General features: G+C 45.2%; 23 protein-coding genes and 6 tRNA genes. 16 read left to right on the plus strand and 13 right to left on the minus strand.

What is annotated here, in order from left to right; all coding sequences use genetic code 11:
• Window positions 1-102: 102 nt before the first annotated feature.
• Window positions 103-1461, minus strand: coding sequence for a tRNA uridine-5-carboxymethylaminomethyl(34) synthesis GTPase MnmE (mnmE, locus tag B5444_RS06990; protein WP_079654500.1), 1359 nt, complete (start codon window positions 1459-1461; stop codon window positions 103-105).
• A gap of 98 nt (window positions 1462-1559) precedes the next feature.
• Here mnmE and B5444_RS06995 point away from each other — a divergent pair.
• The 3 genes from B5444_RS06995 to B5444_RS07005 all read left to right on the plus strand — a co-directional run bounded on the left by B5444_RS06995 (window position 1560) and on the right by B5444_RS07005 (window position 4433).
• A tRNA-Ser gene (locus tag B5444_RS06995) sits at window positions 1560-1649 on the plus strand.
• Between the two features lie 20 nt (window positions 1650-1669).
• Window positions 1670-2755, plus strand: a complete 1086-nt coding sequence (carA, locus tag B5444_RS07000; protein ID WP_079654501.1) for a glutamine-hydrolyzing carbamoyl-phosphate synthase small subunit — start codon at window positions 1670-1672, stop codon at window positions 2753-2755.
• On the plus strand, window positions 2745-4433 hold the full coding sequence (locus tag B5444_RS07005; RefSeq protein ID WP_079654502.1) for a peptidoglycan D,D-transpeptidase FtsI family protein: 1689 nt from the start codon (window positions 2745-2747) through the stop codon (window positions 4431-4433). The genes carA and B5444_RS07005 overlap by 11 nt, the downstream gene beginning before the upstream one ends.
• On the opposite strand, the gene bioD is transcribed toward B5444_RS07005, so the two are convergent.
• Window positions 4380-5033, minus strand: coding sequence for a dethiobiotin synthase (gene bioD, locus B5444_RS07010; protein WP_079654503.1), 654 nt, complete (start codon window positions 5031-5033; stop codon window positions 4380-4382). The two genes, B5444_RS07005 and bioD, sit on opposite strands and share 54 nt — an antisense overlap.
• Window positions 5030-5833, minus strand: coding sequence for a MotE family protein (locus tag B5444_RS07015; RefSeq protein ID WP_079654504.1), 804 nt, complete (start codon window positions 5831-5833; stop codon window positions 5030-5032). Before B5444_RS07015 ends, bioD begins: the two co-directional genes overlap by 4 nt.
• A gap of 17 nt (window positions 5834-5850) precedes the next feature.
• On the opposite strand from B5444_RS07015, the gene B5444_RS07020 reads away from it, so the two are divergent.
• The 3 genes from B5444_RS07020 to murJ all read left to right on the plus strand — a co-directional run bounded on the left by B5444_RS07020 (window position 5851) and on the right by murJ (window position 8324).
• A complete protein-coding gene (locus B5444_RS07020; protein ID WP_079654505.1) occupies window positions 5851-6753 on the plus strand; it encodes a polyprenyl synthetase family protein in 903 nt (300 codons plus the stop codon).
• A gap of 19 nt (window positions 6754-6772) precedes the next feature.
• Window positions 6773-6859: transfer RNA gene (locus B5444_RS07025), tRNA-Leu, on the plus strand.
• A 7-nt stretch (window positions 6860-6866) separates the two neighbouring features.
• Window positions 6867-8324, plus strand: coding sequence for a murein biosynthesis integral membrane protein MurJ (gene murJ, locus B5444_RS07030; protein WP_079654506.1), 1458 nt, complete (start codon window positions 6867-6869; stop codon window positions 8322-8324).
• Here the strand turns inward: murJ and rpsT are convergent.
• From rpsT to B5444_RS07055, 5 genes are all read right to left on the minus strand, one after another.
• Window positions 8305-8583, minus strand: coding sequence for a 30S ribosomal protein S20 (rpsT, locus tag B5444_RS07035; RefSeq protein WP_079654507.1), 279 nt, complete (start codon window positions 8581-8583; stop codon window positions 8305-8307). The genes murJ and rpsT overlap by 20 nt on opposite strands.
• A 41-nt stretch (window positions 8584-8624) precedes the next feature.
• Window positions 8625-8696 (minus strand) — tRNA-Cys (locus B5444_RS07040).
• 10 nt (window positions 8697-8706) lie between these two features.
• Window positions 8707-8778: transfer RNA gene (locus B5444_RS07045), tRNA-Gly, on the minus strand.
• Window positions 8779-8865 (minus strand) — tRNA-Tyr (locus tag B5444_RS07050).
• Window positions 8866-8881: 16 nt separating this feature from the next.
• A tRNA-Thr gene (locus B5444_RS07055) sits at window positions 8882-8954 on the minus strand.
• 62 nt (window positions 8955-9016) lie between these two features.
• Between B5444_RS07055 and hisA the strand changes: the two genes are divergently transcribed.
• Window positions 9017-9718, plus strand: coding sequence for a 1-(5-phosphoribosyl)-5-[(5-phosphoribosylamino)methylideneamino]imidazole-4-carboxamide isomerase (hisA, locus tag B5444_RS07060; protein ID WP_079654508.1), 702 nt, complete (start codon window positions 9017-9019; stop codon window positions 9716-9718).
• Window positions 9715-10728, plus strand: a complete 1014-nt coding sequence (gene hemH, locus B5444_RS07065; protein WP_079654509.1) for a ferrochelatase — start codon at window positions 9715-9717, stop codon at window positions 10726-10728. The genes hisA and hemH overlap by 4 nt, the downstream gene beginning before the upstream one ends.
• Here hemH and B5444_RS07070 read toward each other — a convergent pair.
• A complete protein-coding gene (locus B5444_RS07070; protein WP_079654510.1) occupies window positions 10701-11378 on the minus strand; it encodes an ABC transporter ATP-binding protein in 678 nt (225 codons plus the stop codon). The two genes, hemH and B5444_RS07070, sit on opposite strands and share 28 nt — an antisense overlap.
• Window positions 11379-11396: 18 nt before the next feature.
• On the opposite strand from B5444_RS07070, the gene hemL reads away from it, so the two are divergent.
• Genes hemL through B5444_RS07090 form a run of 4 tightly spaced genes read left to right on the plus strand, consistent with a single transcriptional unit; the run spans window position 11397 to window position 13675 of the window.
• Complete coding sequence (gene hemL / locus B5444_RS07075; protein WP_079654511.1) at window positions 11397-12674, plus strand: glutamate-1-semialdehyde 2,1-aminomutase; 1278 nt, start codon at window positions 11397-11399, stop codon at window positions 12672-12674.
• 1 nt (window position 12675) lies between these two features.
• Window positions 12676-12885, plus strand: a complete 210-nt coding sequence (locus B5444_RS07080; protein ID WP_079654512.1) for a hypothetical protein — start codon at window positions 12676-12678, stop codon at window positions 12883-12885.
• Window positions 12882-13100 carry a DUF167 domain-containing protein gene (locus tag B5444_RS07085; RefSeq protein ID WP_172838446.1) on the plus strand — a complete coding sequence of 73 codons (219 nt, stop codon included), beginning with the start codon at window positions 12882-12884 and terminating at the stop codon, window positions 13098-13100. The genes B5444_RS07080 and B5444_RS07085 overlap by 4 nt, the downstream gene beginning before the upstream one ends.
• Entirely contained in the window at window positions 13097-13675 is a 579-nt protein-coding gene (locus B5444_RS07090) for a UbiX family flavin prenyltransferase (RefSeq protein WP_079654514.1), read from the plus strand. Before B5444_RS07085 ends, B5444_RS07090 begins: the two co-directional genes overlap by 4 nt.
• Here B5444_RS07090 and B5444_RS07095 read toward each other — a convergent pair.
• Complete coding sequence (locus tag B5444_RS07095) at window positions 13647-14393, minus strand: prepilin peptidase (protein ID WP_079654515.1); 747 nt, start codon at window positions 14391-14393, stop codon at window positions 13647-13649. The two genes, B5444_RS07090 and B5444_RS07095, sit on opposite strands and share 29 nt — an antisense overlap.
• A 20-nt stretch (window positions 14394-14413) precedes the next feature.
• Between B5444_RS07095 and B5444_RS07100 the strand changes: the two genes are divergently transcribed.
• Genes B5444_RS07100 through B5444_RS07110 form a run of 3 tightly spaced genes read left to right on the plus strand, consistent with a single transcriptional unit; the run spans window position 14414 to window position 15864 of the window.
• Window positions 14414-14623 (plus strand): heavy-metal-associated domain-containing protein, encoded by a 210-nt coding sequence (locus B5444_RS07100; protein ID WP_079654516.1) that lies wholly within the window; start codon window positions 14414-14416, stop codon window positions 14621-14623.
• A complete protein-coding gene (locus tag B5444_RS07105) occupies window positions 14613-15209 on the plus strand; it encodes a protein kinase domain-containing protein (RefSeq protein ID WP_079654517.1) in 597 nt (198 codons plus the stop codon). The genes B5444_RS07100 and B5444_RS07105 overlap by 11 nt, the downstream gene beginning before the upstream one ends.
• Window positions 15124-15864 carry an endonuclease III domain-containing protein gene (locus B5444_RS07110; protein ID WP_231967111.1) on the plus strand — a complete coding sequence of 247 codons (741 nt, stop codon included), beginning with the start codon at window positions 15124-15126 and terminating at the stop codon, window positions 15862-15864. Before B5444_RS07105 ends, B5444_RS07110 begins: the two co-directional genes overlap by 86 nt.
• Here the strand turns inward: B5444_RS07110 and B5444_RS07115 are convergent.
• The 3 genes from B5444_RS07115 to petA are packed head-to-tail and all read right to left on the minus strand — an operon-like array spanning window position 15803 to window position 18152.
• Window positions 15803-16435 (minus strand): cytochrome c1, encoded by a 633-nt coding sequence (locus B5444_RS07115; RefSeq protein WP_079654518.1) that lies wholly within the window; start codon window positions 16433-16435, stop codon window positions 15803-15805. The genes B5444_RS07110 and B5444_RS07115 overlap by 62 nt on opposite strands.
• The gene (locus tag B5444_RS07120; RefSeq protein WP_079654519.1) at window positions 16432-17622 is read right to left on the minus strand and encodes a cytochrome b; all 1191 of its coding nucleotides are present in this window, start codon (window positions 17620-17622) and stop codon (window positions 16432-16434) included. The genes B5444_RS07115 and B5444_RS07120 overlap by 4 nt, the downstream gene beginning before the upstream one ends.
• An 11-nt stretch (window positions 17623-17633) precedes the next feature.
• A complete protein-coding gene (gene petA / locus B5444_RS07125; RefSeq protein ID WP_079654520.1) occupies window positions 17634-18152 on the minus strand; it encodes a ubiquinol-cytochrome c reductase iron-sulfur subunit in 519 nt (172 codons plus the stop codon).
• A 134-nt stretch (window positions 18153-18286) separates the two neighbouring features.
• Between petA and dnaG the strand changes: the two genes are divergently transcribed.
• The gene (gene dnaG, locus B5444_RS07130; protein ID WP_079654521.1) at window positions 18287-19765 is read left to right on the plus strand and encodes a DNA primase; all 1479 of its coding nucleotides are present in this window, start codon (window positions 18287-18289) and stop codon (window positions 19763-19765) included.
• Window positions 19766-19817: the final 52 nt, after the last annotated feature.

Genomic DNA, 19817 nt, shown 5'->3' on the forward strand with positions numbered 1-19817 from the left:
ACAGACCTTCTGCCTTCAGAGCCTTATGGCTCTGGCTGGGGTATTTATATCCCGCCTTATTGGGCTTTTCCGACCCCAGCAGGCGGTTTTTGGAAAAGCCCATCACTTTCCTATGCAGAATCTGGAGAATATACTTCCCAAAACGTCCTCCGTGGCTATAGTTCCTACAAGCTCCTCCAAGTAATGTAAAGCCTCCCTTATGTACAAGGAAAGGACCTCGGGTGAGAGCTCCATACGTTGGAACAGTTCCACAGTTTCCTCTATCTTCTCTTTTGCCCTCTGTAATAGATCTGCGTGTCTTACAGACAGGTAGACATGCATGCTATCCGCTCCAAATACTCCCACTTTCTGTAAAACCCTTTCTTTTAGCTCCTCCAACCCCTGACCTGTTTTTGCACTCACCTTGATACCATCTGGAAAACGTTTGACTACCTCCTCGTTAATACCCAGATCTATCTTATTGAGGACTGGGATGTGATTGGTTTCCTCTATTAAATTATAGACCTCTAGGTCTATGCTTTCAAGGGGTGAGGAGGCATCCACCACAAAGAGGACAAGGTCTGCTTCCCTTAACTTTTGAAGACTTCTTTCTATCCCTATCCTCTCTACCTCGTCAGAGGATTCCCTTATACCTGCCGTGTCTATCAAGTTTACGGGTATGCCCTCCAGGTTCAGGCTCTCCTGGAGAAAGTCTCTAGTGGTCCCAGGTACTGATGTTACTATAGCCCTATCCTTCCCAAGGAGAGCATTAAAGAGGGAAGACTTTCCTACGTTAGGTTTGCCCACTATGGCTAGGTTTATACCCCTCCTTAGATACTCACCCTTCTTGACGGTAAAGAGTAGAGTATCTATCCTATCCTTCACCTCAAGGAGAGTCCGCAGTATCTGCTCCCTAGTTAGCGTTGGTATATCCTCTTCGGAGAACTCTATGTCAGCCTCCACGTAAGCACAAAGCTCTAAGAGCTTCTCCCTCAAGGGTGTTATATAAGAAGAGAGTTCACCTTTGAGTTGTCTGAGGGCACTCTCGTGTGCCAGTTGGGTTTTTGCCCCTATTAGGTCTGCCACAGCTTCGGCTTGTAAAAGGTCCATCTTTCCGTTGAGGAAGGCTCTTTTGGTGAACTCTCCAGGCTGTGCAAGCCTTATACCGTTTCTAACAAACAGCTCAAGGGCTGTCTTTAGTATAAAAGGGTTTCCGTGTAGGAAGAGTTCTAGCATGTCCTCACCGGTGTAGCTATTGGGAGCTTTGTAGTATATGAGTATACCATCGTCTATGGGCTTTCCTTGTTCATCCACTAGCTCAAACCTGTGAGCGTACCTGGGCTTTATGCTACTCTTGGTTCTTATAAACCTACCTACCTTCTCAAGCAGACCCGTACCCGAGAGCCTAACCACTCCTATGGCGCTCTCTCCAAAAGGGGTAGCTATAGCTACTATAGGTTCTCTTTCCTTGATGTTACTCATGGGGTACGCTGTAGTATCTTTAAATTTAATGCTGGACTGTTCAATTAGTAACCCTTCACAAATTACCCCTTTGATGTTAAACTTAATACTTAAGATAAGGAGAGGTGGCCGAGTGGCCGAAGGCGGCTGCTTGCTAAGCAGTTGTAGGGTTAACAGCCCTACCGCGGGTTCGAATCCCGCCCTCTCCGTTTAAAATCCTTTTAAGGACATGAAGAGAGCTATACTAGCCTTAGAAGACGGAAGCTACTTCGTAGGGTACTCCTTCGGCGCTGAAGGAGAAACGGGAGGAGAGGTGGTCTTTAACACCTCTATGACAGGTTACCAAGAGATCCTCACAGACCCATCCTACAGAGGTCAAATAGTGGTAATGACCTACACCCATATAGGTAACTACGGAGTAAACGACGAGGATGTGGAATCAAACAAGGTTCAGGTAAACGGTTTTGTAGTCAAAGAGTGTTCCAAACACTACAGTAACTGGAGAGCCAAGAAGAGTCTTGATGAGTATCTTAAGGAATACGGAGTTGTTGGAATAGAAGGAGTAGACACAAGAGCCATAGTCAAGAGGATAAGGCAGAAAGGAGCCATGAAGGGTATCATCTCCACTGTGGACCTTGATCCCGCAAGCCTAATAAGGAAGGCAAGAAGTCTCCCTGACATTTCGGAGCTGAACCTAGTAGAGGAGGTAGCTACAAAGGAAGAGTATTACTGGGATCACGGAGTGGAAAACCACGAAGGTCCTCTGATAGCTGTGGTGGACTTTGGAGTAAAGTACAACATACTGAGAAGCTTGGTAAGTAGAGGAGCCAGAGTTGTAGTAGTACCACCTTACGGCGCTGTGGAGAGGATAAGAAGGATAAACCCCGATGGCATATTCCTTTCCAACGGACCTGGTGATCCCCAAAGGGTAGTAGAAGGCATAAGGCTCGTTAGAGCCTTCATGGAAAAAAAGGCCATAATGGGCATATGTTTAGGTCATCAGATAATAGGCCTTGCCCTAGGTGGAAAAACATACAAGCTAAAGTTTGGACACCACGGTGGCAACCATCCCGTCAAGGATCTAAGGACTGGCACCATACACATAACGGCGCAGAACCATAACTACGCCGTGGACCCAGACAGCCTTAAGGATGTACAGATAACCCATATAAACCTTCTGGATAACACTCTAGAAGGTTTCAAACACGAACACCTTCCCATCTTTTGTGTACAGTTTCACCCAGAAGCCTCCCCTGGCCCTCACGATGCCCTTGGCATCTTTGAAGAGTTTGTAAACCTCTGTCGTGCTGGATAGGGTCCTCTCCACCAGAATAAAGCTCGTAGCCTTTCTCTTCCTTCTCGGTTTCTTTGTAGTCCTAGCTAGAGTTGTACAACTACAGATAGTGGAAAGGGAATACTACGTAGAGAAGGTAATAGAAAAGCTTCCAAAGGCAAGCCTTATAAAGATACAAACCTACAGAGCAGCCATAAAGGACAGAAACGGAAAGATACTAGCCGTAAGTGTACCCACCATATCTATCTTTGCTTTTCCAGAACATGTACAAGAGAAAGAAGAACTAGCAAGACGACTTAGCTTCATAGAAGGTCTAAGAGAAGAAGACATCTTGAAAGCCCTTAACTCAAATAAGAAGTTTGTCTGGCTTGCTAGGAACGTGGATAAGTCTTACATAAACTACATAAGGAAGGTAATACAGGATACCTCTAACACGGATGCAGTAGGCATACAAGAGGATTTCAAAAGATACTATCCACATGGAACAATGGCCAGCAACCTTTTAGGTTTTGTGGGTGCGGATGGCAACGGTTTGGAAGGACTAGAGTACAAGTTTGACAATCTCCTAAAGGGGAAAGAGATAAAGAAGCTCGTGTACGTGGGTAGGCTCTCTTACGAGCCTGTTGACCTGCAAGACACCCTTAAGCCAGACCTTCAGATAACCCTGGATTTTGGACTACAGACAATAGTTGAAAACATCCGCGACAGCATAGTACAAAAATGGAAGCCAAGAAGAGTTGCCATAATGGTAATGGATCTACAAAATGGCGACATCTTAGCTATGACTACATACCCCTACTACAATCCAAACGAATTTGACAAGGTGCCAGACTCTTACAGAAAGAATTACGTAGTAACAGACTTATTTGAACCAGGTTCTGTAATGAAACCCTTCTTCATAGGCATGGCTTTGGACCGTAGATACGTATCTGAAAACTTCGGAGTGGATACGTCCAGAGGTAAGATAGAGGTCTACGGTAGGTACGTCAAAGACGTGCATCCATCAGGCTATCTGACGCTTGACAAAATACTCATAAAGTCTTCCAACATAGGGACCATAAGCGTAGCCAGGAGCTTATCTAGTAAAGACGTAGAAGAACTCCTGGAGAAGTTTCACCTGACACAGACTTTTGGTATACTACCAGGTGAAGCAAAGCCAAGACTACCTAGCTTTAAATACCCTGCCAACATACTCTACGCGAGCATAGGTCAAGGTCTTTCCTTTAACCTTCTTAACATCTGTGTAGCTTTTGGAGGACTAGCTACCAATAGGATAGTAAAACCGCGCATACTGCTTTCCGATAGACCCGAAGTTCTATCACAGAATATGTTCAAAGAGGAAACCCTAAGGTGGTTACACAGAACCCTTATAAGGGTTGTAGAAGAAGGAACGGCCACACTTGCAAGGTCAGACTACTTTACTATAGCTGGCAAGACAGGCACATCACAGAAGTTTGACTTTAGACTAAACATGTACTCAAGGGAGAAGGTGGTGACCTACTTTGTAGGGTACTTCCCAGCTACAGCTCCTAGGTTTGTAGCAGGAATACTCGTAGACGAACCTAAAGGAGAGGGAGTCTACGGCGGTACAGTGGCGGCACCGTACTTTAAAGAGCTCGTGGAGAGGACAGCCTTTTACTACAGGCTAGAACCCGACAAGAGAGGCCAAAGATTTTCTTACATCGGGAGGAAGGAGTAGACCCTCAATCCGTGGTATGCAAAAGGGTTCTATCCCAGTCCTTTCCTTTATTATGAGGGGGTTTGTCTTCTCGGAAATGTCCTTGCCCTCAAACCCATTCATGACTATACCCACTAGGTCTATACCCTTTGACCTTATGTAGTAATAGCTTAGGTATGTGTGGTTTAGAGTACCTAGGACGGCCCTAGCTACCAAGAGGATAGGAAGATTTAAGTCTCTTGCAAGATCTGCATAGTCGTAATCCTTCTTTATAGGTACAGCTACACCTCCAGCTCCTTCCACTATCAGAAACTCGTACCTCTTTTGAAGTTCCCAAAACCTCTCCTTAAGCTCAGAAAGGTCAAAGTCTTTACCCTCCTCTAGTATGCCAGCGTAAGGGGAAAGGGGTAGCTTGTATGTGAAAAAGACAGCTTCTTCCACAGGCTGACCTGTTACGGAACAGACAAGGCTTCCGTCCGCGGGAACTTCCCTTACATCAGTCTCTATGGGCTTGTAGTAACCTACCCTTACTCCCATCTCCTTCAACGCATAGGCGAGGTTGTAAGAGATAAAGGTCTTGCCTACACCCGTATCTGTTGCGGTTATAAGCACCGCTCTCATTCGCTCTTACTCCTTGCCATTATCTTAGAGACCTCGGCGGCCTTCTGCGGGTCCATGGATTGTAGTATCTGAGCAGCCTGTCTCTCTTTGAGTCTGAGGAGTATTTTAGCAGCGATGTTTGGGTCCATGTGGTTCATCACATTTCCCGCCTCATCTGGATCGGCTTTGTTGAATATGGCCACGAGCTTTTCCAGGTTCTTGTCCTCCACTTTGTTAACCTCTTCCCTCTTCTGTCTACTACTTTCCAGCCTTTTCCTTTCCTCTTCTATTCTTTTGAGCTTTAGCTCCAGCTCCTTAGTCATAGACTCCAAAGTTTTGTTTACCTGGTTTTCTCTCTGTTCTTTTATCTTCTTTGACAGGGCACTCTCTCCGAAGGAAATGATCGGTAGGAAAACACACACAAACAGCAGTCTTTTCAGCAGGTCCATGTAAGAGCTGTTCTGCAGATCTATTGCCGTACCCCTCTTGCGTATGTCCTCCACTTCCTTTTCTTGTAGTATCTCCAACTTCTTCGTGTATGTGTATACATCCTTTAGCTTTTCCCTCAGTGTATCCACCTTAGCGGATAGCTGTAGGTACTCCTTGTTTAATCTCTCTCTTTGAGACAGTAGAGATCTGTACTTTATCAGTCCTTCCGAGGTGAAAGACTCTTTAAGGCTGGCATCTACTTCCTCTAACATGATGTCTGTTTGACGTATTTCTTCAAGCAGCTTGTTGCCTATACTCTCTAGACGTTTTATCTCCTCCTGAATGTGGTCTTTTTCCTTTTCCTTTAGTCGTATGATCCTTAGGAACTTCACAGGATAAAATTATAGTGATGATCACCATCAGAGATTTAGACAGAGCTCTTCTTGAATATCTGGGGGCAGACGTAGAAGATGTGGCTAATGTAGCCCAGTACATAATCTCTGCAGGTGGCAAAAGGATAAGGCCAACGTTCTTCTTCTTGATAACCCAAATGCTTGAAGGAGATCAGGAGAAGGTTTTACCCCTTTGCGTAGGTATAGAGTACATACACGTGGCTTCACTTCTGCACGATGATGTAGTGGATGGTGCTCAAACAAGGAGGGGTAAAAAATCGGCCAACCTGGTGTTTGGCAACGGTGTTTCTGTGCTAGGTGGAGACTACATGTATGCTAGAGCTCTTTGGCTCTACAGCAAGTTTGGAAACATGGAAAGCATAAGGATACTAAGCCAAGCTGTCATGGATATGTCACAAGCTCAGGTGCTTGAACTCAAGAGTATAGGCAAGCTCATAGACGAGGAGACTTACTTTAGGATAATAGACGGTAAGACAGCATCCCTCTTTGGTGCTACCTTTTCCATAGCTTCACTCATGGCAGGCAGGGAAGACTATGAGGACTTTTACCAAGTTGGTATGGCCGTAGGGAGGGCCTTTCAGCTCATGGACGATGCCCTTGATTACGTAGGATCAGAGGACAAGCTAGGGAAGCCTGTGGCAAATGATCTGAGGGAAGGCAAATGTACATACCCCCTTATTAGCATACTTGGGTTCTTGGACGTTAAAAGTGTGCAAGAGGCCTTTATGTCAAAGGATGTGGAGTGGTTAAGGAAAAAAGTTATAGAACTTGGAGGTGTGGAGAAGACTAAGGAAAGAGCACGCCAGGAGATAGAAAAGGCTTTGAACTTCTTTAGGAATTTTGAAAACTCGGAAGAGGTAGTAAAGCTTATAATAACAGTTGTTGAAAGGGACTTTTGATGCTATAATTATATTAACAGCCGGAGTGGCGGAATTGGCAGACGCGCTGTCTTGAGGGGGCAGTGCCCGAAAGGGCGTGCGGGTTCGACTCCCGCCTCCGGCACCATGTTATCATGAACCTCATAAAGCACGGCCTTGCCTTTTCCATAGGCACCCTCATAAGCAGGGTTTTAGGTTACGTCAGAGATGCAACCATAGCTTACTTCTTTGGTTCAAGCCGCGTAACGGACGCTTTTTTTATTGCCTTCAGGATACCAAACACCTTAAGGAGACTGTTGGGAGAAGGTGGTTTCAACGCAGCTTTTATACCTATATACGCTAAGGTCATGAAGGAAAACAGAGAAAAGGGATTTCTGTCATCTGTGTTTACCTACTACACCCTCATATCCCTATTTGTCACTCTGCTTGGGATAGCTTTTGCTCCATGGGTGGTGAGTATCATAGCTCCAGGTATAAAGGGAAGGGATTACTACGAGCTTACCGTTTTTTTTACAAGGTGGGTTTTTTCCTATCTTTTCTTTATAGGTCTTAGCAGCTTCTTTATGGGTGTTCTCAACGTAAGGGGAGTCTTCTTCATTCCGGCCTTTGCTCAGGCCGTTTACAATTTCGCCTTTTCTTTGATAGTGGCCACTACCACACACATGTTTGGTTATGTATCCCTCATAGTAGGCACCCTTGTGGGTGGATTCTTACAGCTTATGGTTCATCTTCCTTACCTGTTCACTAAGAAGGTGAAACTCGGAGTGTCCTTTAAGCTTTACGAGGAGGAAAAGGAACTCCTCAAAAGGTTGGGACCGGCCTTACTCGGCTTTGGTGTTGCCCAGCTTTCCTTTTTCATAGACACCTTTTTAGCTTCCTTCCTAAAGGTTGGGTCTGTCTCGTACCTGTACTACGCCAACAGGATATTCCAGCTTCCTCTAGGTGCTGTATCTGTAGGTATGGCCAATTCTCTACTGTCCGCACTTTCTTTGGGTGAGGACAAGAAGAGCAGGACTACCCTAGCCGTAAGGTTTATAGTCATCATATCCCTTCCGGCCAGCTTGGGTATGATGCTTATCTCTGAAGAGATAGTATCATTGCTTTACGGCAGAGGTAGGTTTACTCCTGAGGACGTACACACTACGGCCAAGGTCCTTTCAGCATATAGCTTGGGACTTCTGTTCTTCTCACTGCAAAAGCTACTTAGTGCCACCTTTTTCGCAGAAGGAGATACTAAGACACCAGTAAAAAGTTTGACGATCTCAATACTCGTAGAAGGTCTTAGTGCTTCCATTTATGCCTTTGTTCTAGGCATGGGTGTTGTAGGGCTTGCTCTGGGAACTTCCACCTCTTCCTTGGCGGGCTTTGTCTATCTCCTAGGAAAAAGAAAAAGAGGGTACATAGAGTTTAGAGAGGTAATCTCCTCCATATACAAAAGCGCAGTCGCGTGCGGCCTCATGGCCGCCTTCCTATACGTGTTCCACTTTCACACGCTACTGCGTATCCTAACAGCCGCCTTAGTCTACTTCCTTACCCTCCTCCTTCTAAGGGAGGATATGCTAGTTAGCTTGCTTAAGAAGCTTTGGCGCTAAGAGCCTTGTTTAGAAGTTTGTAAACTCTAGACACTCTTCTTGCAGCCTCTCTTTTCGTTATAACGCCTTTGCTTGCAGTGTGCTGTATTATGGACACAACCTCAGGCAGGAAGTTTTTAGCTTCATCCAACTTTCCTTCTTCTACTAACTTCCTAAACTTCTTTATGTACGTCCTCATCCTAGAAAGATGCATCCTGTTTCTTTCCCTTCTTCTGGCATCTCTCCTCATACGCTTTGCAGCTTGTCTCGTGTTGGGCATGCCTAAACCTCCGTGAGGTAATTTTCTTTATTCTTTGGTCTAGGCGACGGGCGGACTCGAACCGCCGTAAAAGGGATTTGCAGTCCCTCGCCTAGCCTCTCGGCCACGTCGCCTAAAATAAAAAGCGGGCGACGGGACTCGAACCCGCGACCTGCTGCTTGGAAGGCAGCTGCTCTACCACTGAGCTACGCCCGCTGGTGGAGGGGGCAGGATTCGAACCTGCGCAGGGCGGAGCCCGGGGGATTTACAGTCCCCTGCCTTTGGCCGCTCGGCCACCCCTCCAAACCACATCGCCAACAGCTGGCGGTGGGACTTGAACCCACGACCGCGGGATTACAAATCCCGCGCTCTGCCCACTGAGCTACGCCAGCTTACATTATATATATTTTATCACCTCCCTAAAGTGAGGTCAACCTACCTTAAAATCTTTACCATGAAGGACTTTATCATACCAGCCATAGACATAAAGGAAGGACAGGTGGTAAGACTCTTCAAGGGTGACTTTGATAAGATCAAAAGATACTCAAGATCTCCAGAGGAGATGGCCATGATATACGCAGACGCTGGGATAAGAAGAATACACGTAGTGGACTTAGACGGATCCCTGGAGGGAGTGCCAGTAAACCTAGAAAGCATACGGAACATTAGAAGGGTGTTCAACGGTATAGTACAGGTAGGCGGTGGTATAAGGTCCTTAAAGACTGTAGATATCCTCTTTGAAGAGGGTATAGACTACGTAGTCATAGGGACGCTTGCTATCAAAAATCCTGAAGAGTTTACCAAAATAGTAAACATCTACCCACATAGGGTTATCCTATCTGTAGATTCCAAGAAGGGAAGGGTAGCTATAGGCGGTTGGAAGGAGGAAAGCTCTCTAACACCCCAAGAGCTTGCCAGCATGTACGATAAGCTTCCCATATGGGGATACCTCTACACAGACATAGAGAGGGATGGTACTCTAAAGGGTGTCAGGGTAGATATATACAGAGAGTTTAAAGAGTACACTCAAAAGCCCGTGCTTGCCTCTGGAGGTGTAGCCTCTATGGAGGATGTGAAGGCACTCATGTGCTGCGCTGACGGTGTGGTGGTAGGCAAAGCCATCTACGAAGGCCTGATAGATATATTTAGGTTATGAAAATCGGTGTAATTCTCTTTAACATGGGAGGACCAGACAGCCTAGAGGCCGTAAAACCTTTCCTGTACAACCTTTTCTCCGACAGTGACATAGTGAGATTTCCCAAGCTTCTACAAAAGCCTCTAGCTTTTCTAATATCCACCTTGCGAGCAAGGAAAACGAAAAAATACTACGAGCTAATGGGCGGTAAGTCTCCTCAGAAGGAACAAACTCAAAAGCAAGCTGAAAAGCTCCAGGAGATGCTTGGAGATGATTACAAGGTAGTGGTAGCCTTACGTTATTGGCATCCTTTCACAGAAGAAGCCTTACAGGAGCTTTTCAAAGAACCCATAAGGGCCCTAGTCCTCCTACCTCTATACCCCCAATACAGCAGAACTACAACAGGATCTTCTTTTAACGAGTTTGACAGGGTATTTCGAAAGATATTCAAAGGTAAAAGCGGAAGGTATATGGTACTTTCAACTCTTAAGGGTCAAGAGAGACCTTACTACTATAGTTCTTTCATACCCATAGTAAAGGTAAACTGCTACTATAACCATCCTACTTACATAAAGGCCATGGTAGAGAACATAAGGGAACACCTTCCTGACTGGAAGGAGTATTTTTTCCTCTTCACAGCCCACAGCCTTCCTGTAAAGGTAGTTCAGGAAGGAGATCCCTACCAGAAGCAGACAGAAGAAACTGTAAGGCTCATAATGGAACACTTCCCTGGCGTCAGGTACGCTCTAGGCTACCAGAGTAAGGTAGGTCCTACTAAATGGCTTGAACCTTTTACCGATGAACTTCTCAAGGATGTGGTAAGGTCAGGAGTCAAGAAGATAGCCCTGATACCCGTTTCCTTTACATGTGAGCATTCGGAAACACTCTACGAGCTAGATCATCTTTATGGAAACATGGCACGACAGATGGGAGTAAACAGCTTCGTAAGGATCCCTACCCTTCAGACACACCCCCTCTACATAAAGGCTCTTGCGGAGCTGGTTCATACAGCCGAAAGCCTAATATCTTGAACTATCCTCCCATCCTTCATCTCAACTACCCTTTTGCACATAGCAGCCAGATCCCTCTCGTGGGTTACCATCACTATGGTAGTACCTCGCCTGTTTATTTCCATAAAGATATCCATCACTTTTTTAGTGTTGGTGCTGTCCAGGTTACCAGTAGGCTCGTCAGCCAGAAGTATCTCTGGATCGTTGGCCAGAGCCCTGGCTATGGCTGTCCTTTGAAGCTCTCCACCAGAAACTTGATAAGACTTCCTGTTCTCCTTCCCAGAAAGACCAAGGGATGAGAGTAGCTCCATAGCTCTTTCTCTCGCATACCTTATATTCTTACCTGCCTTGAGCATGGGAAGCATAACGTTCTCCAGGAGTGTAAACTCAGGAAGTATGTAATGAAACTGGAATACAAAGCCCAGCTTTTCATTACGTATCCTATCAATCTGGGATCTGTCTGAAAAGTCCACCCTCTTACCATCCAGGTAAACATAACCATGTGTAGGTGCATCCAGCAAGCCCATTATGTAAAGGAGTGAGCTCTTACCAGAGCCAGAGGCACCAACTATGGCTACAAAGTCACCCTTCTCTACTGTTAAGTTTATGTCCTTGAGTATCTCCTCCTGTGCCACTCTCTTGCTTATGTTTTCTAACCTGAGTATCTCCATGGTTTATACTTAACCTCTATGAATCTTAACAGAGTGTTACACGAGCAGGCAAGGAACCTGATGCCTGGTGGTGTGAGTTCTCCTGTAAGAGCCTTCAAGGCTGTAGGCGGCGATCCCATAATAGTGCAAAAAGCCTTAGGTTCAAGGATATGGGACGTAGAAGGTAAGGAGTACATAGACTATCTGTGTTCCTGGGGACCACTCATCCTCGGCCATGCTCATCCGAGGGTGGTATCGGCCATAAAAAGACAAGCAGAGCTTGGTCTCTCTTACGGTCTTACCAACGTCCACGAGATAGAGCTCGCAAAGCTGGTAGTAGAGCTTATGCCTTCCGTGGAGATGGTGAGGTTTGTGTCCTCTGGAACAGAGGCTACCATGTCAGCTATAAGACTGGCCAGAGGCTACACAGGCAGGAAGTATGTGATCAAGTTTGACGGATGCTACCATGGACATGTAGACAGCCTTTTAGTGAAGGCAGGTTCTGGCGTTGCTACCCTTGCCATACCAGGAACACCGGGAATACCTGAGGAGATAGCCAACCTTACCATAGTGCTACCCTACAACAACCTTGAAGCTGTAAAGGAAACCTTTGAGAAATACCAAGATCAGATAGCTTGCATCATAGTAGAGCCAGTAGCCGGAAACATGGGAGTAGTACCCCCAGAAAAGGGTTTTCTGGAAGGCCTAAGGGAGATAACACTAAAGTATGGAGCCCTTCTTATATTTGACGAGGTGATCACTAACTTCAGGCTATCCTTAGGTGGTGCCCAAGAGTATTACGGAGTGCAGCCAGACATAACGTGTATGGGTAAGATACTGGGTGGTGGCATGCCACTCGGTGCTTACGGAGGAAAGAAGGAGATAATGGAGAAGGTAGCACCTGAGGGACCTGTATACCAAGCAGGAACCCTATCTGGAAACCCTCTTTCCATGGTTGCAGGTATAGAAACCCTAAAGGAGCTGATCGAGACAAAACCCTACGAAAGACTAAGAAAGCTAACTCAAAGGCTTACATCTGGAATAAGCGAAATACTAAGCAGGAAAGGTATAGCACACACCATAAACCAAGTGGAATCTATGTTTACCGTCTTCTTCACAGAAGGACCAGTAAAGGACTATGAATCAGCAAAAAGGTCAGACCTTGACACCTTTGCAAAGTTCTTCAGGGCACTGTTAGAAAGAGGTATACTCTTCTCACCTGCCCAGTTTGAAGCCTGGTTCTTGAGCGTAGCTCATACGGACGCAGACGTAGACTTAACCTTAGAAAGGATAGAGGATGCTGTAAGGGGGTTGTAGGATGGAGAAGTTAAGGTGTATGCTCGTGGACTTTGAAGGAAATACAAAGGAGATATCCAGAGCTCTGAGGGAAGTCTTAGAAGGCATAGAAGGAGAAGGTGGGAGGATAGTAAACGTGCGTGCCGTGTTCGTCAAGGAGCATGGCTTAGATGGCTACAACATCCTCTTCGAGATCTTGTACACCTCCACTAAAGAGCTGGAAGAGGCATGATGATCAAAGTGGTGGCCAAGCCAAAGGCAAAAGTGGAGTATGTTAAAAAGCTCTCAGAAGATGAATACGAAGTCGCCGTCAAAGAACCACCGGAGGATGGAAAGGCCAACAAGAGGATAGTAGAGCTGCTAGCAGAGTACTTCAAAAAGCCAAAGAGTTCCATAAAACTCATAAAAGGACACAGTAGCAGGGTAAAGACCTTTAGCGTAGAATGAACCACCTTGTGGTCTGTATAACTGGTGCAAGCGGAGCAGTATACGGGTACAGACTGCTCCAAATTCTAAAGTCCCTCTCCTACAAAGTGGACTTGATCGTATCCAGCTCTGGTTACACAGTCCTTAAAGAAGAGCTTGGCAAGAGTGCACAGGATCTGAAGGAAGAGTTCCCAGATTTTGAACTTATACACGAGAAGGATTTTTTACATCCTGTAGCCAGCGGGTCAAGGTTGGTAAAGTATAAAGGGGTGGTAGTTGCACCCTGCTCTATGAGTACGCTGGGATGTGTAGCAAACGGGATAAACCAAAACCTTATCCACAGAGTCTGCGAAGTAGCACTAAAGGAACGAGTACCCTTGGTTCTCCTTGTAAGAGAAGCACCCTACTCCCTCATACACGTGGAAAACATGAAAAAGGTTATCGCAGCCGGAGCTATAGTTATTCCAGCAAGTCCAGGCTTTTACAATAAACCTAAGAGCATACAAGACCTAGTAGATTTCGTAGTTGGGAAAATCTTAGACGCCCTTAGGATAGAGCATAACGTTTTTAGAAGATGGAAAGAAGGTAATCCTTGAAGACTAGACCCAAGAAAGCTCCGAGGGATAGAAAAGGTCCATAGGGTATAACGAAATCAAAACTTCTGTGTTTCAGGATGATGGGTATGGCGTACAAAAGTCCCAATATGGAACCAAGACTAACGCTAAAGATCACAGCCCACGGACCACCCACAGAACCTATAAAGGCCATAAGCTTTACATCACCAAACCCAAGGCCCTCCATCTTCCTTACCTTTACATAAAACAGGTAAATGGCCAAGAAGAGACCACCACCCAACAAAGAACCCAGTAAAGATTCTGGGAACCTAAGATCATGCCTAAAAAAGGAAGTGATAAGTCCAAAGGCAAGACCACCAAGAGTAAGGCTATCAGGAAGGGTAAAGGTTTGCCAATCTATGAAGGAAAGGATAAGGAGAAGAGAAAAGAAGACAAAGTATACAAAAGCTTCAAAGGTAGCTCCCCACTTGTAGTAGGACAGACACGCAAGCGCCCCCGACAAAAATTCCACCACTGGGTATCTTAGAGAAATCTTCTCACCACAGTATCTACACCTTCCTCTAAGGATAAGGTATGAAATGATAGGTATGTTGTCGTAGAACTTTATAGAACTTCCACACTTGGGACAAGAAGAACCAGGCCTGATTATTGACATACCCCTAGGTATCCTGTAGATAAGAACGTTGTAAAAACTCCCAAGAACAGAACCAATGACAAACAAAAGTACGTATTCAAACATACGGCTTAAAATTATAAGCTATGGAGAAGGTTATTAAGATAGAAGGGATGACATGTCAGCACTGTGTTAACACTGTAAAAAGGGCACTCTATTCTGTAGAAGGTGTGTCTCACGTGGAGGTAAGCTTAGAAGATAAGCTAGCAAAGGTAAGCTTAGAAAAAGATGTTCCCTTTGAAGAACTAAAGAAAGCTGTTGAGTCCTTTGGGTATAAGGTAGTGGGTGAGGTTTGAAGAGTTCAAAAGTAGTCTAGAAAACCTAGAGAAAATAGGTGAAGGTTGGAGAGGTATAGTATACAAGGCTGTTTACAACTCCAAGCAGGTAGCTGTAAAGGTAGCCAAATCTCCAGAAAAAGAGCACGCTATAAGAAAAGAAGCTGAAATTCTCAACGCTCTGAAAGGCAACCATAATTTCCCCCAGATTTTAGTGGTGGGCGAGGACTTTTTTGTCTACGAGTACGTGGAAGGAACTCCCTTTGAGAAGCTGAACCTTACTCAAAAGGAAAAGCTCCTTGTATACTCCAAACTTCTAGACATAGCTTACTACCTTGATAGCATAGGCATAAGCAGGGATGAGTTTCACGATCTTAGGAAGAACTTGTTAATCAAAAGTGATGGAAATCTATGCCTTATGGACTTTGATAGGGCAACCTTTGGTAAAGGTCATAACTTGACACAGTTCTTGCAACTTTTGAGAAGGGAAGGTTTAATAACACATGAGGAGGCCATAAGCCTTGGAAAGGAGTACAGAAAAGAACCCAAGAAAACTTATCTACATCTTAAAACCCTCCTTGAAAGACTTGTACAAGAAGCTACTTAGTCTATACGGACCTCAAAACTGGTGGCCGGTAGACAAGAAATACCATGCTATGCATGGAACAGATCCAAGAGAGGAAGTAATAATAGGTGCCATACTTACCCAAAACACCAGCTGGAAAAATGTAGAAAAAGCTCTAGAAAGGCTCAAAAACTATGGCAAACTATCCCTTGACTTTATCCTAGAATGCCCTACAGAGAAACTAGAAGACCTCATAAAACCAGCAGGTTTCTACAGACAGAAAGCCAAAAGACTAAAAGCTGTGGCAAGAGCTCTCCACCCTCTAGAGAGGATAAAAAGGATAACAAGGGAAGAACTCTTAAGGATTGATGGTGTCGGTCCAGAGACGGCAGACGTTATACTCCTCTATGCCTTCGATGTTGAAAGCTTCGTGGTGGACAAGTACACGATTAGGTTCATGGAAAGGTTTTATGGTATCAGAAAAAACTACCATCAGATGAAGGCCTTGTTTGAAGAAAGCTTGGAGAAGGATTTAACTGTCTACAAGGAATTTCATGCTCTTATAGATGAACATGCTAAAAGGTACTGTAAAAAGGCACCCCTCTGCGAGGAGTGCCCTGTAAACTCTTGGTGTCTTAGTGCAGTCCCATCTTTTCAAGAAGTTTCTTTCTCCAGATCCAGAGAAGAAGCCCCATAAGGATAAGGTAGCCTATGGTAAACACACCCATAAGTGCCCTTTTGTTCTTCTCAGCGGGGTCTGGCTCGGATACAGACCTAAGGTAGGCTACTATCTTGGCTGTTTCCTCAGGTCTGCCCGTCATGACAGGTGGCATGCTAGTTCCAGGTAGGACCTTTTGAGGTTCAAGTATGAAGTTGTAAAGATACTCTGGACCTCTTGCGATATACATAGTGGAAAGGTCTGGGGGTACCTTACCAAAAGATTCCTTTAGGGCCATAAGGTCTGAGTAGAAGGTAGCCTCGTAAACGTCCCTAGGTAAGACCTTACCGTACTTCTCCTGTAGAGCTTTTAGGTTAGGATTTGCCTGGATGGAGGCGGGGTAGACAGCATCGTACCTTACAGAGTGACAGGACTGACAGTTCTGCTCAAATAGCTGCTTGCCTTCTTTAGCATACCTGCCGTAGTCCTCTATTATCTTCATGTGCTCGGCTGGAACTTTATAGCTTTCGTGCGCCACAAAGGGATTGTGGAACCAGAGTACGAAGAAGAAAAGGACTGTTATGACAGTAAAGAATGCCGTCCTTATCATTGCTCCTTACCTCCTTTGGCCTTGTACCATCCCCATTCTACTATGGAGATTATGGGCAGAGACAGGAAGAAACCTACGAATCCTACGGTAAATATCAGACCAAGCATAGCGTTGGTAGGTGTAGGAGGCATAGTTCCCAGTATGGTAAGAGCTATGGAGGATATTACCAGTACGAGGAAAGCTATAAAGAAGAGAGGTCTATTGCGTGCACTCCTTAAGGGTGAGAAGTCTAAGAAGGGAAGTACGAGTAGCAGAAGCAGAGCTATGTTAAACACCACAAAACCTAAGAACTTTTCGGGTATAGATCTGAAGATGGTGTAATAGGCCAGCAGGTACCACTCGGGAGCTATGTGAGGGGGTGTCTTGAAGGGGTCAGCAGGTTCAAAGTTATCAGGTGGTGTAAAGTGGCTCATGTGGAAGAACACGAAGAAGAAGAAGAGTGCCAGGTACCACATAACGTAAGCGCCTTCCTTTAAAGTCATGTAAGGATGGAAGGGCACACCTTCCTTCTTCTTGTCTATCTCCCTGCCCTCTGGGTTTGATATACCGTTGGCCCTAACTAGGTAAAGGTGGAAGCCTACGAGTCCAAGGAGTATAAGGGGAAGCAACCAGATGTGAAGACCGAAGAACCTTCCAAGGGTAATCTGTCCAAGTTCATAACCTCCCTTCATCAGAACGGATATGGTCTCACCTATCACACCAGGTATGGCTGTGGGTATCTCTGTGGTAACTACCATACCCCAGTAGGATAGCTGACCCCAAGGCAGAAGGTATCCAGAGAGGGCAGTCATGAGAAGGACGAAGTATATGAGCCATCCCACCATCCAAGTTAGTTCTCTTGGCTTCTTATAAGCGTTGTAGTAGATACCTGTGAGCATATGGAGGTAGACTATAGCCAGGAAAAAGTTAGCACCTGCTGCGTGGACGTTTCTTATGAGCCACATGAAGGGTATCTCTTTCATTATGGTATAGTTGACGCTGTCAAATGCCTTGTAGATGTTGGGTTGATAGTACATGACCAAGAAGATTCCAGAGATTATCTGAATGGCAAAAGCCACTAAGGCCATAACACCAAAGGCATAGGGGAAGGTGAGGTTCTTAGGAACCTTGTAGTCTATCATCTGAGACTGCCATAGTTCAGAAAGCTTAGCTCTTTCGTCTATCCATCTCTTTATCATCCCTATCATGGCCTACCTCCTTAGGTGAGTTCTTTTACAAACCCAGGTTCACCTATTATGAGCTTTGTACCTTCTACCTTCTGAGGGGGCACGTGGAGCGGTCTCGGAGGAGGACCGGCTATGTTATCCCCCCACGGAGAGTAAAAGCCACCGTGGCAAGGGCAATGGAAAACAGGATAGTTATACTCGGCTTCTCCCTGAGGCTTCCATAGAGGGACACAGCCCAAATGCGTACACACGGCTACTAAAGCGTAAAGAGGTTGACCTTGCAGGAGTTTGTAGTTGTCGGTCTCCTTTGTTTTCCCAGGCCATTGGAAGTTTTGAGGCAAGTGCACTACAAAGACAGGTTTACCTTTCCAGGAGACAACCCTCACCTGGCCCTCTGGTATCTGTGAACCATCCACCTCCACCTTAGCACCTGCCAAAGATGAGGCGCTAGGGGCAAGGGTTTTTAAGAGAGGATACAAAACGCCTGCTACACCCACCAGGCCAAGCCCACCTATGGCAAGGCCAAGAAGGTCTCTCCTTGATGTTTCCATATTTACACCTCCTTAAGTGCTCCTTAAGAGGTTGATTATATAACAAAATCGTATGATTCTGCTCTATTATCCATATTCTGATCTTTAATTCATTCTTAAACGTCCCTAAATTTAAAAATTTAAAGGTTACCGCCATGCAAAGTCTTAAAGACCTTATGTCTAAGATAGATATAGTAGATGTGATAGGGTCTTACATAGACCTAAAAAGGTCTGGAAGTAACTACATGGCCAGATGCCCCTTCCACCCAGATGACACACCTTCCCTCTCTGTATCTCCTTCTAAAGGAATATGGAAGTGCTTCGGTTGTGGAGTTGGTGGAGATGCTGTGAAGTTCGTAGCTATGTACGAAGGGATCTCTTACAGGGAGGCTTTGATCAAACTAGCAGAAAAGTACAGGATACCAATAAAGTTAAAGACCACTAAAGACGAAAAGATCTTCCTAATCATGGAGGAGGTAGCAAACTTCTACCATCAGCAGCTTAAAGGCAACGAAAGGGCAAAGGAATACCTAAAGTTCAGAAAAGTCCCTTCTGCCATGGTAGAAAGGTTTATGCTTGGTTTTTCCCCTTCCACTGAGAAGCTTTTAGAGTTTCTGAGCACCAGAGGATACCTCAATGAGTACGAAAAGACAGGCAACCTATATAAGTACAAAGACGGCTCCTACAGAGACATCTTCTTGGAAAGGCTGATAATACCCATAAGGGATGCCAAGGGAAGGCTGGTAGGTTTTGGCGGAAGGACTATCTCTGACGCACAACCCAAGTACATAAACTCCCCAGAAAGCAGTGTATTTAAGAAAGCTTCTGTACTCTTTGGTCTGTGGCAAGCCAAAGATTACATAAGAGAAAAGCAAGTTGCATACTTGGTAGAAGGATACTTTGATGTCATACGCATGCACTCAATAGGACTAAAGCAGACGGTAGCACCCCTTGGGACTGCCTTCACCCAGGAACACGCAGGCCTTCTTTCCAGGTACGCGAAGAGGGTTATTCTAGTGTTTGATGGCGACGAGGCCGGAAAGAAGGCTGTAAGAACGGCAGCCTCTCACTTACTATCCTACGGCATAGAGGTATTTGTGTGCTACCTTCCAGAAGGTGAAGACCCAGACTCGATGGGAGAAAGGGACCCAAAGGCTTTAGAAAACCTAATAAACGGAGCCAAAAATCTCTTTGACCTTTTGATTGAGGAGGACAACTTAAAGGAGTACGTATACTTCGCGGGATTTTTACAAGATGGCATACTTAAGCATGAACTTCTTACAAAGCTCAGTCGTGCAAAAAACATCCCCATAGACAGCATATACAGCATGCTACCTAAGAAAACTCAAAAGAAAGAGAGTAGTCATGGTTTAAGCTACTATGAAAAAGTGTTCCTTATAGGACTATACAGGTTAAAACCTAAGGATGTTGACCTAAGGCTGTTAAATCTATCACCGGAGGCTATGCTTTTGGCAGAAGAGATACTCTCCGGTGAGGAAGATTTGCCAGATTTTTTACAAAACGAGCGTATACCCAACTTAGAAGAAGCTTTTCGGTTTGCTCTAGAGAATCTGAAGATAGAAAAAAAGAGTGTAAGTTTGAGATCTTTGCGCAAAAGGTTCTCTGAGTTATAAAACGAGTTTATACAGAGATTAGAAGATTTTATGTATATCGCACTTAAACATA

It is taken from the genome of Thermocrinis minervae (genome assembly GCF_900142435.1).
In the GTDB taxonomy this organism is placed as follows: Bacteria; Aquificota; Aquificia; order Aquificales; family Aquificaceae; genus Thermocrinis_A; species Thermocrinis_A minervae.

Coding starts and splice junctions, on each gene's coding strand:
- B5444_RS07095 (WP_079654515.1), bottom strand. CDS start 14,393: ATGTTTGAATACGTACTTTTGTTTGTCATTGGTTCTGTTCTTGGGAGT.
- dnaG (WP_079654521.1), top strand. CDS start 18,287: ATGCAAAGTCTTAAAGACCTTATGTCTAAGATAGATATAGTAGATGTG.
- B5444_RS07120 (WP_079654519.1), bottom strand. CDS start 17,622: ATGATAGGGATGATAAAGAGATGGATAGACGAAAGAGCTAAGCTTTCT.
- B5444_RS07100 (WP_079654516.1), top strand. CDS start 14,414: ATGGAGAAGGTTATTAAGATAGAAGGGATGACATGTCAGCACTGTGTT.
- B5444_RS07020 (WP_079654505.1), top strand. CDS start 5,851: ATGATCACCATCAGAGATTTAGACAGAGCTCTTCTTGAATATCTGGGG.
- hemL (WP_079654511.1), top strand. CDS start 11,397: ATGAATCTTAACAGAGTGTTACACGAGCAGGCAAGGAACCTGATGCCT.
- hisA (WP_079654508.1), top strand. CDS start 9,017: ATGAAGGACTTTATCATACCAGCCATAGACATAAAGGAAGGACAGGTG.
- bioD (WP_079654503.1), bottom strand. CDS start 5,033: ATGAGAGCGGTGCTTATAACCGCAACAGATACGGGTGTAGGCAAGACC.
- B5444_RS07090 (WP_079654514.1), top strand. CDS start 13,097: ATGAACCACCTTGTGGTCTGTATAACTGGTGCAAGCGGAGCAGTATAC.
- B5444_RS07115 (WP_079654518.1), bottom strand. CDS start 16,435: ATGATAAGGACGGCATTCTTTACTGTCATAACAGTCCTTTTCTTCTTC.
- carA (WP_079654501.1), top strand. CDS start 1,670: ATGAAGAGAGCTATACTAGCCTTAGAAGACGGAAGCTACTTCGTAGGG.
- petA (WP_079654520.1), bottom strand. CDS start 18,152: ATGGAAACATCAAGGAGAGACCTTCTTGGCCTTGCCATAGGTGGGCTT.
- B5444_RS07080 (WP_079654512.1), top strand. CDS start 12,676: ATGGAGAAGTTAAGGTGTATGCTCGTGGACTTTGAAGGAAATACAAAG.
- B5444_RS07070 (WP_079654510.1), bottom strand. CDS start 11,378: ATGGAGATACTCAGGTTAGAAAACATAAGCAAGAGAGTGGCACAGGAG.
- mnmE (WP_079654500.1), bottom strand. CDS start 1,461: ATGAGTAACATCAAGGAAAGAGAACCTATAGTAGCTATAGCTACCCCT.
- B5444_RS07085 (WP_172838446.1), top strand. CDS start 12,882: ATGATGATCAAAGTGGTGGCCAAGCCAAAGGCAAAAGTGGAGTATGTT.
- rpsT (WP_079654507.1), bottom strand. CDS start 8,583: ATGCCCAACACGAGACAAGCTGCAAAGCGTATGAGGAGAGATGCCAGA.
- hemH (WP_079654509.1), top strand. CDS start 9,715: ATGAAAATCGGTGTAATTCTCTTTAACATGGGAGGACCAGACAGCCTA.
- murJ (WP_079654506.1), top strand. CDS start 6,867: ATGAACCTCATAAAGCACGGCCTTGCCTTTTCCATAGGCACCCTCATA.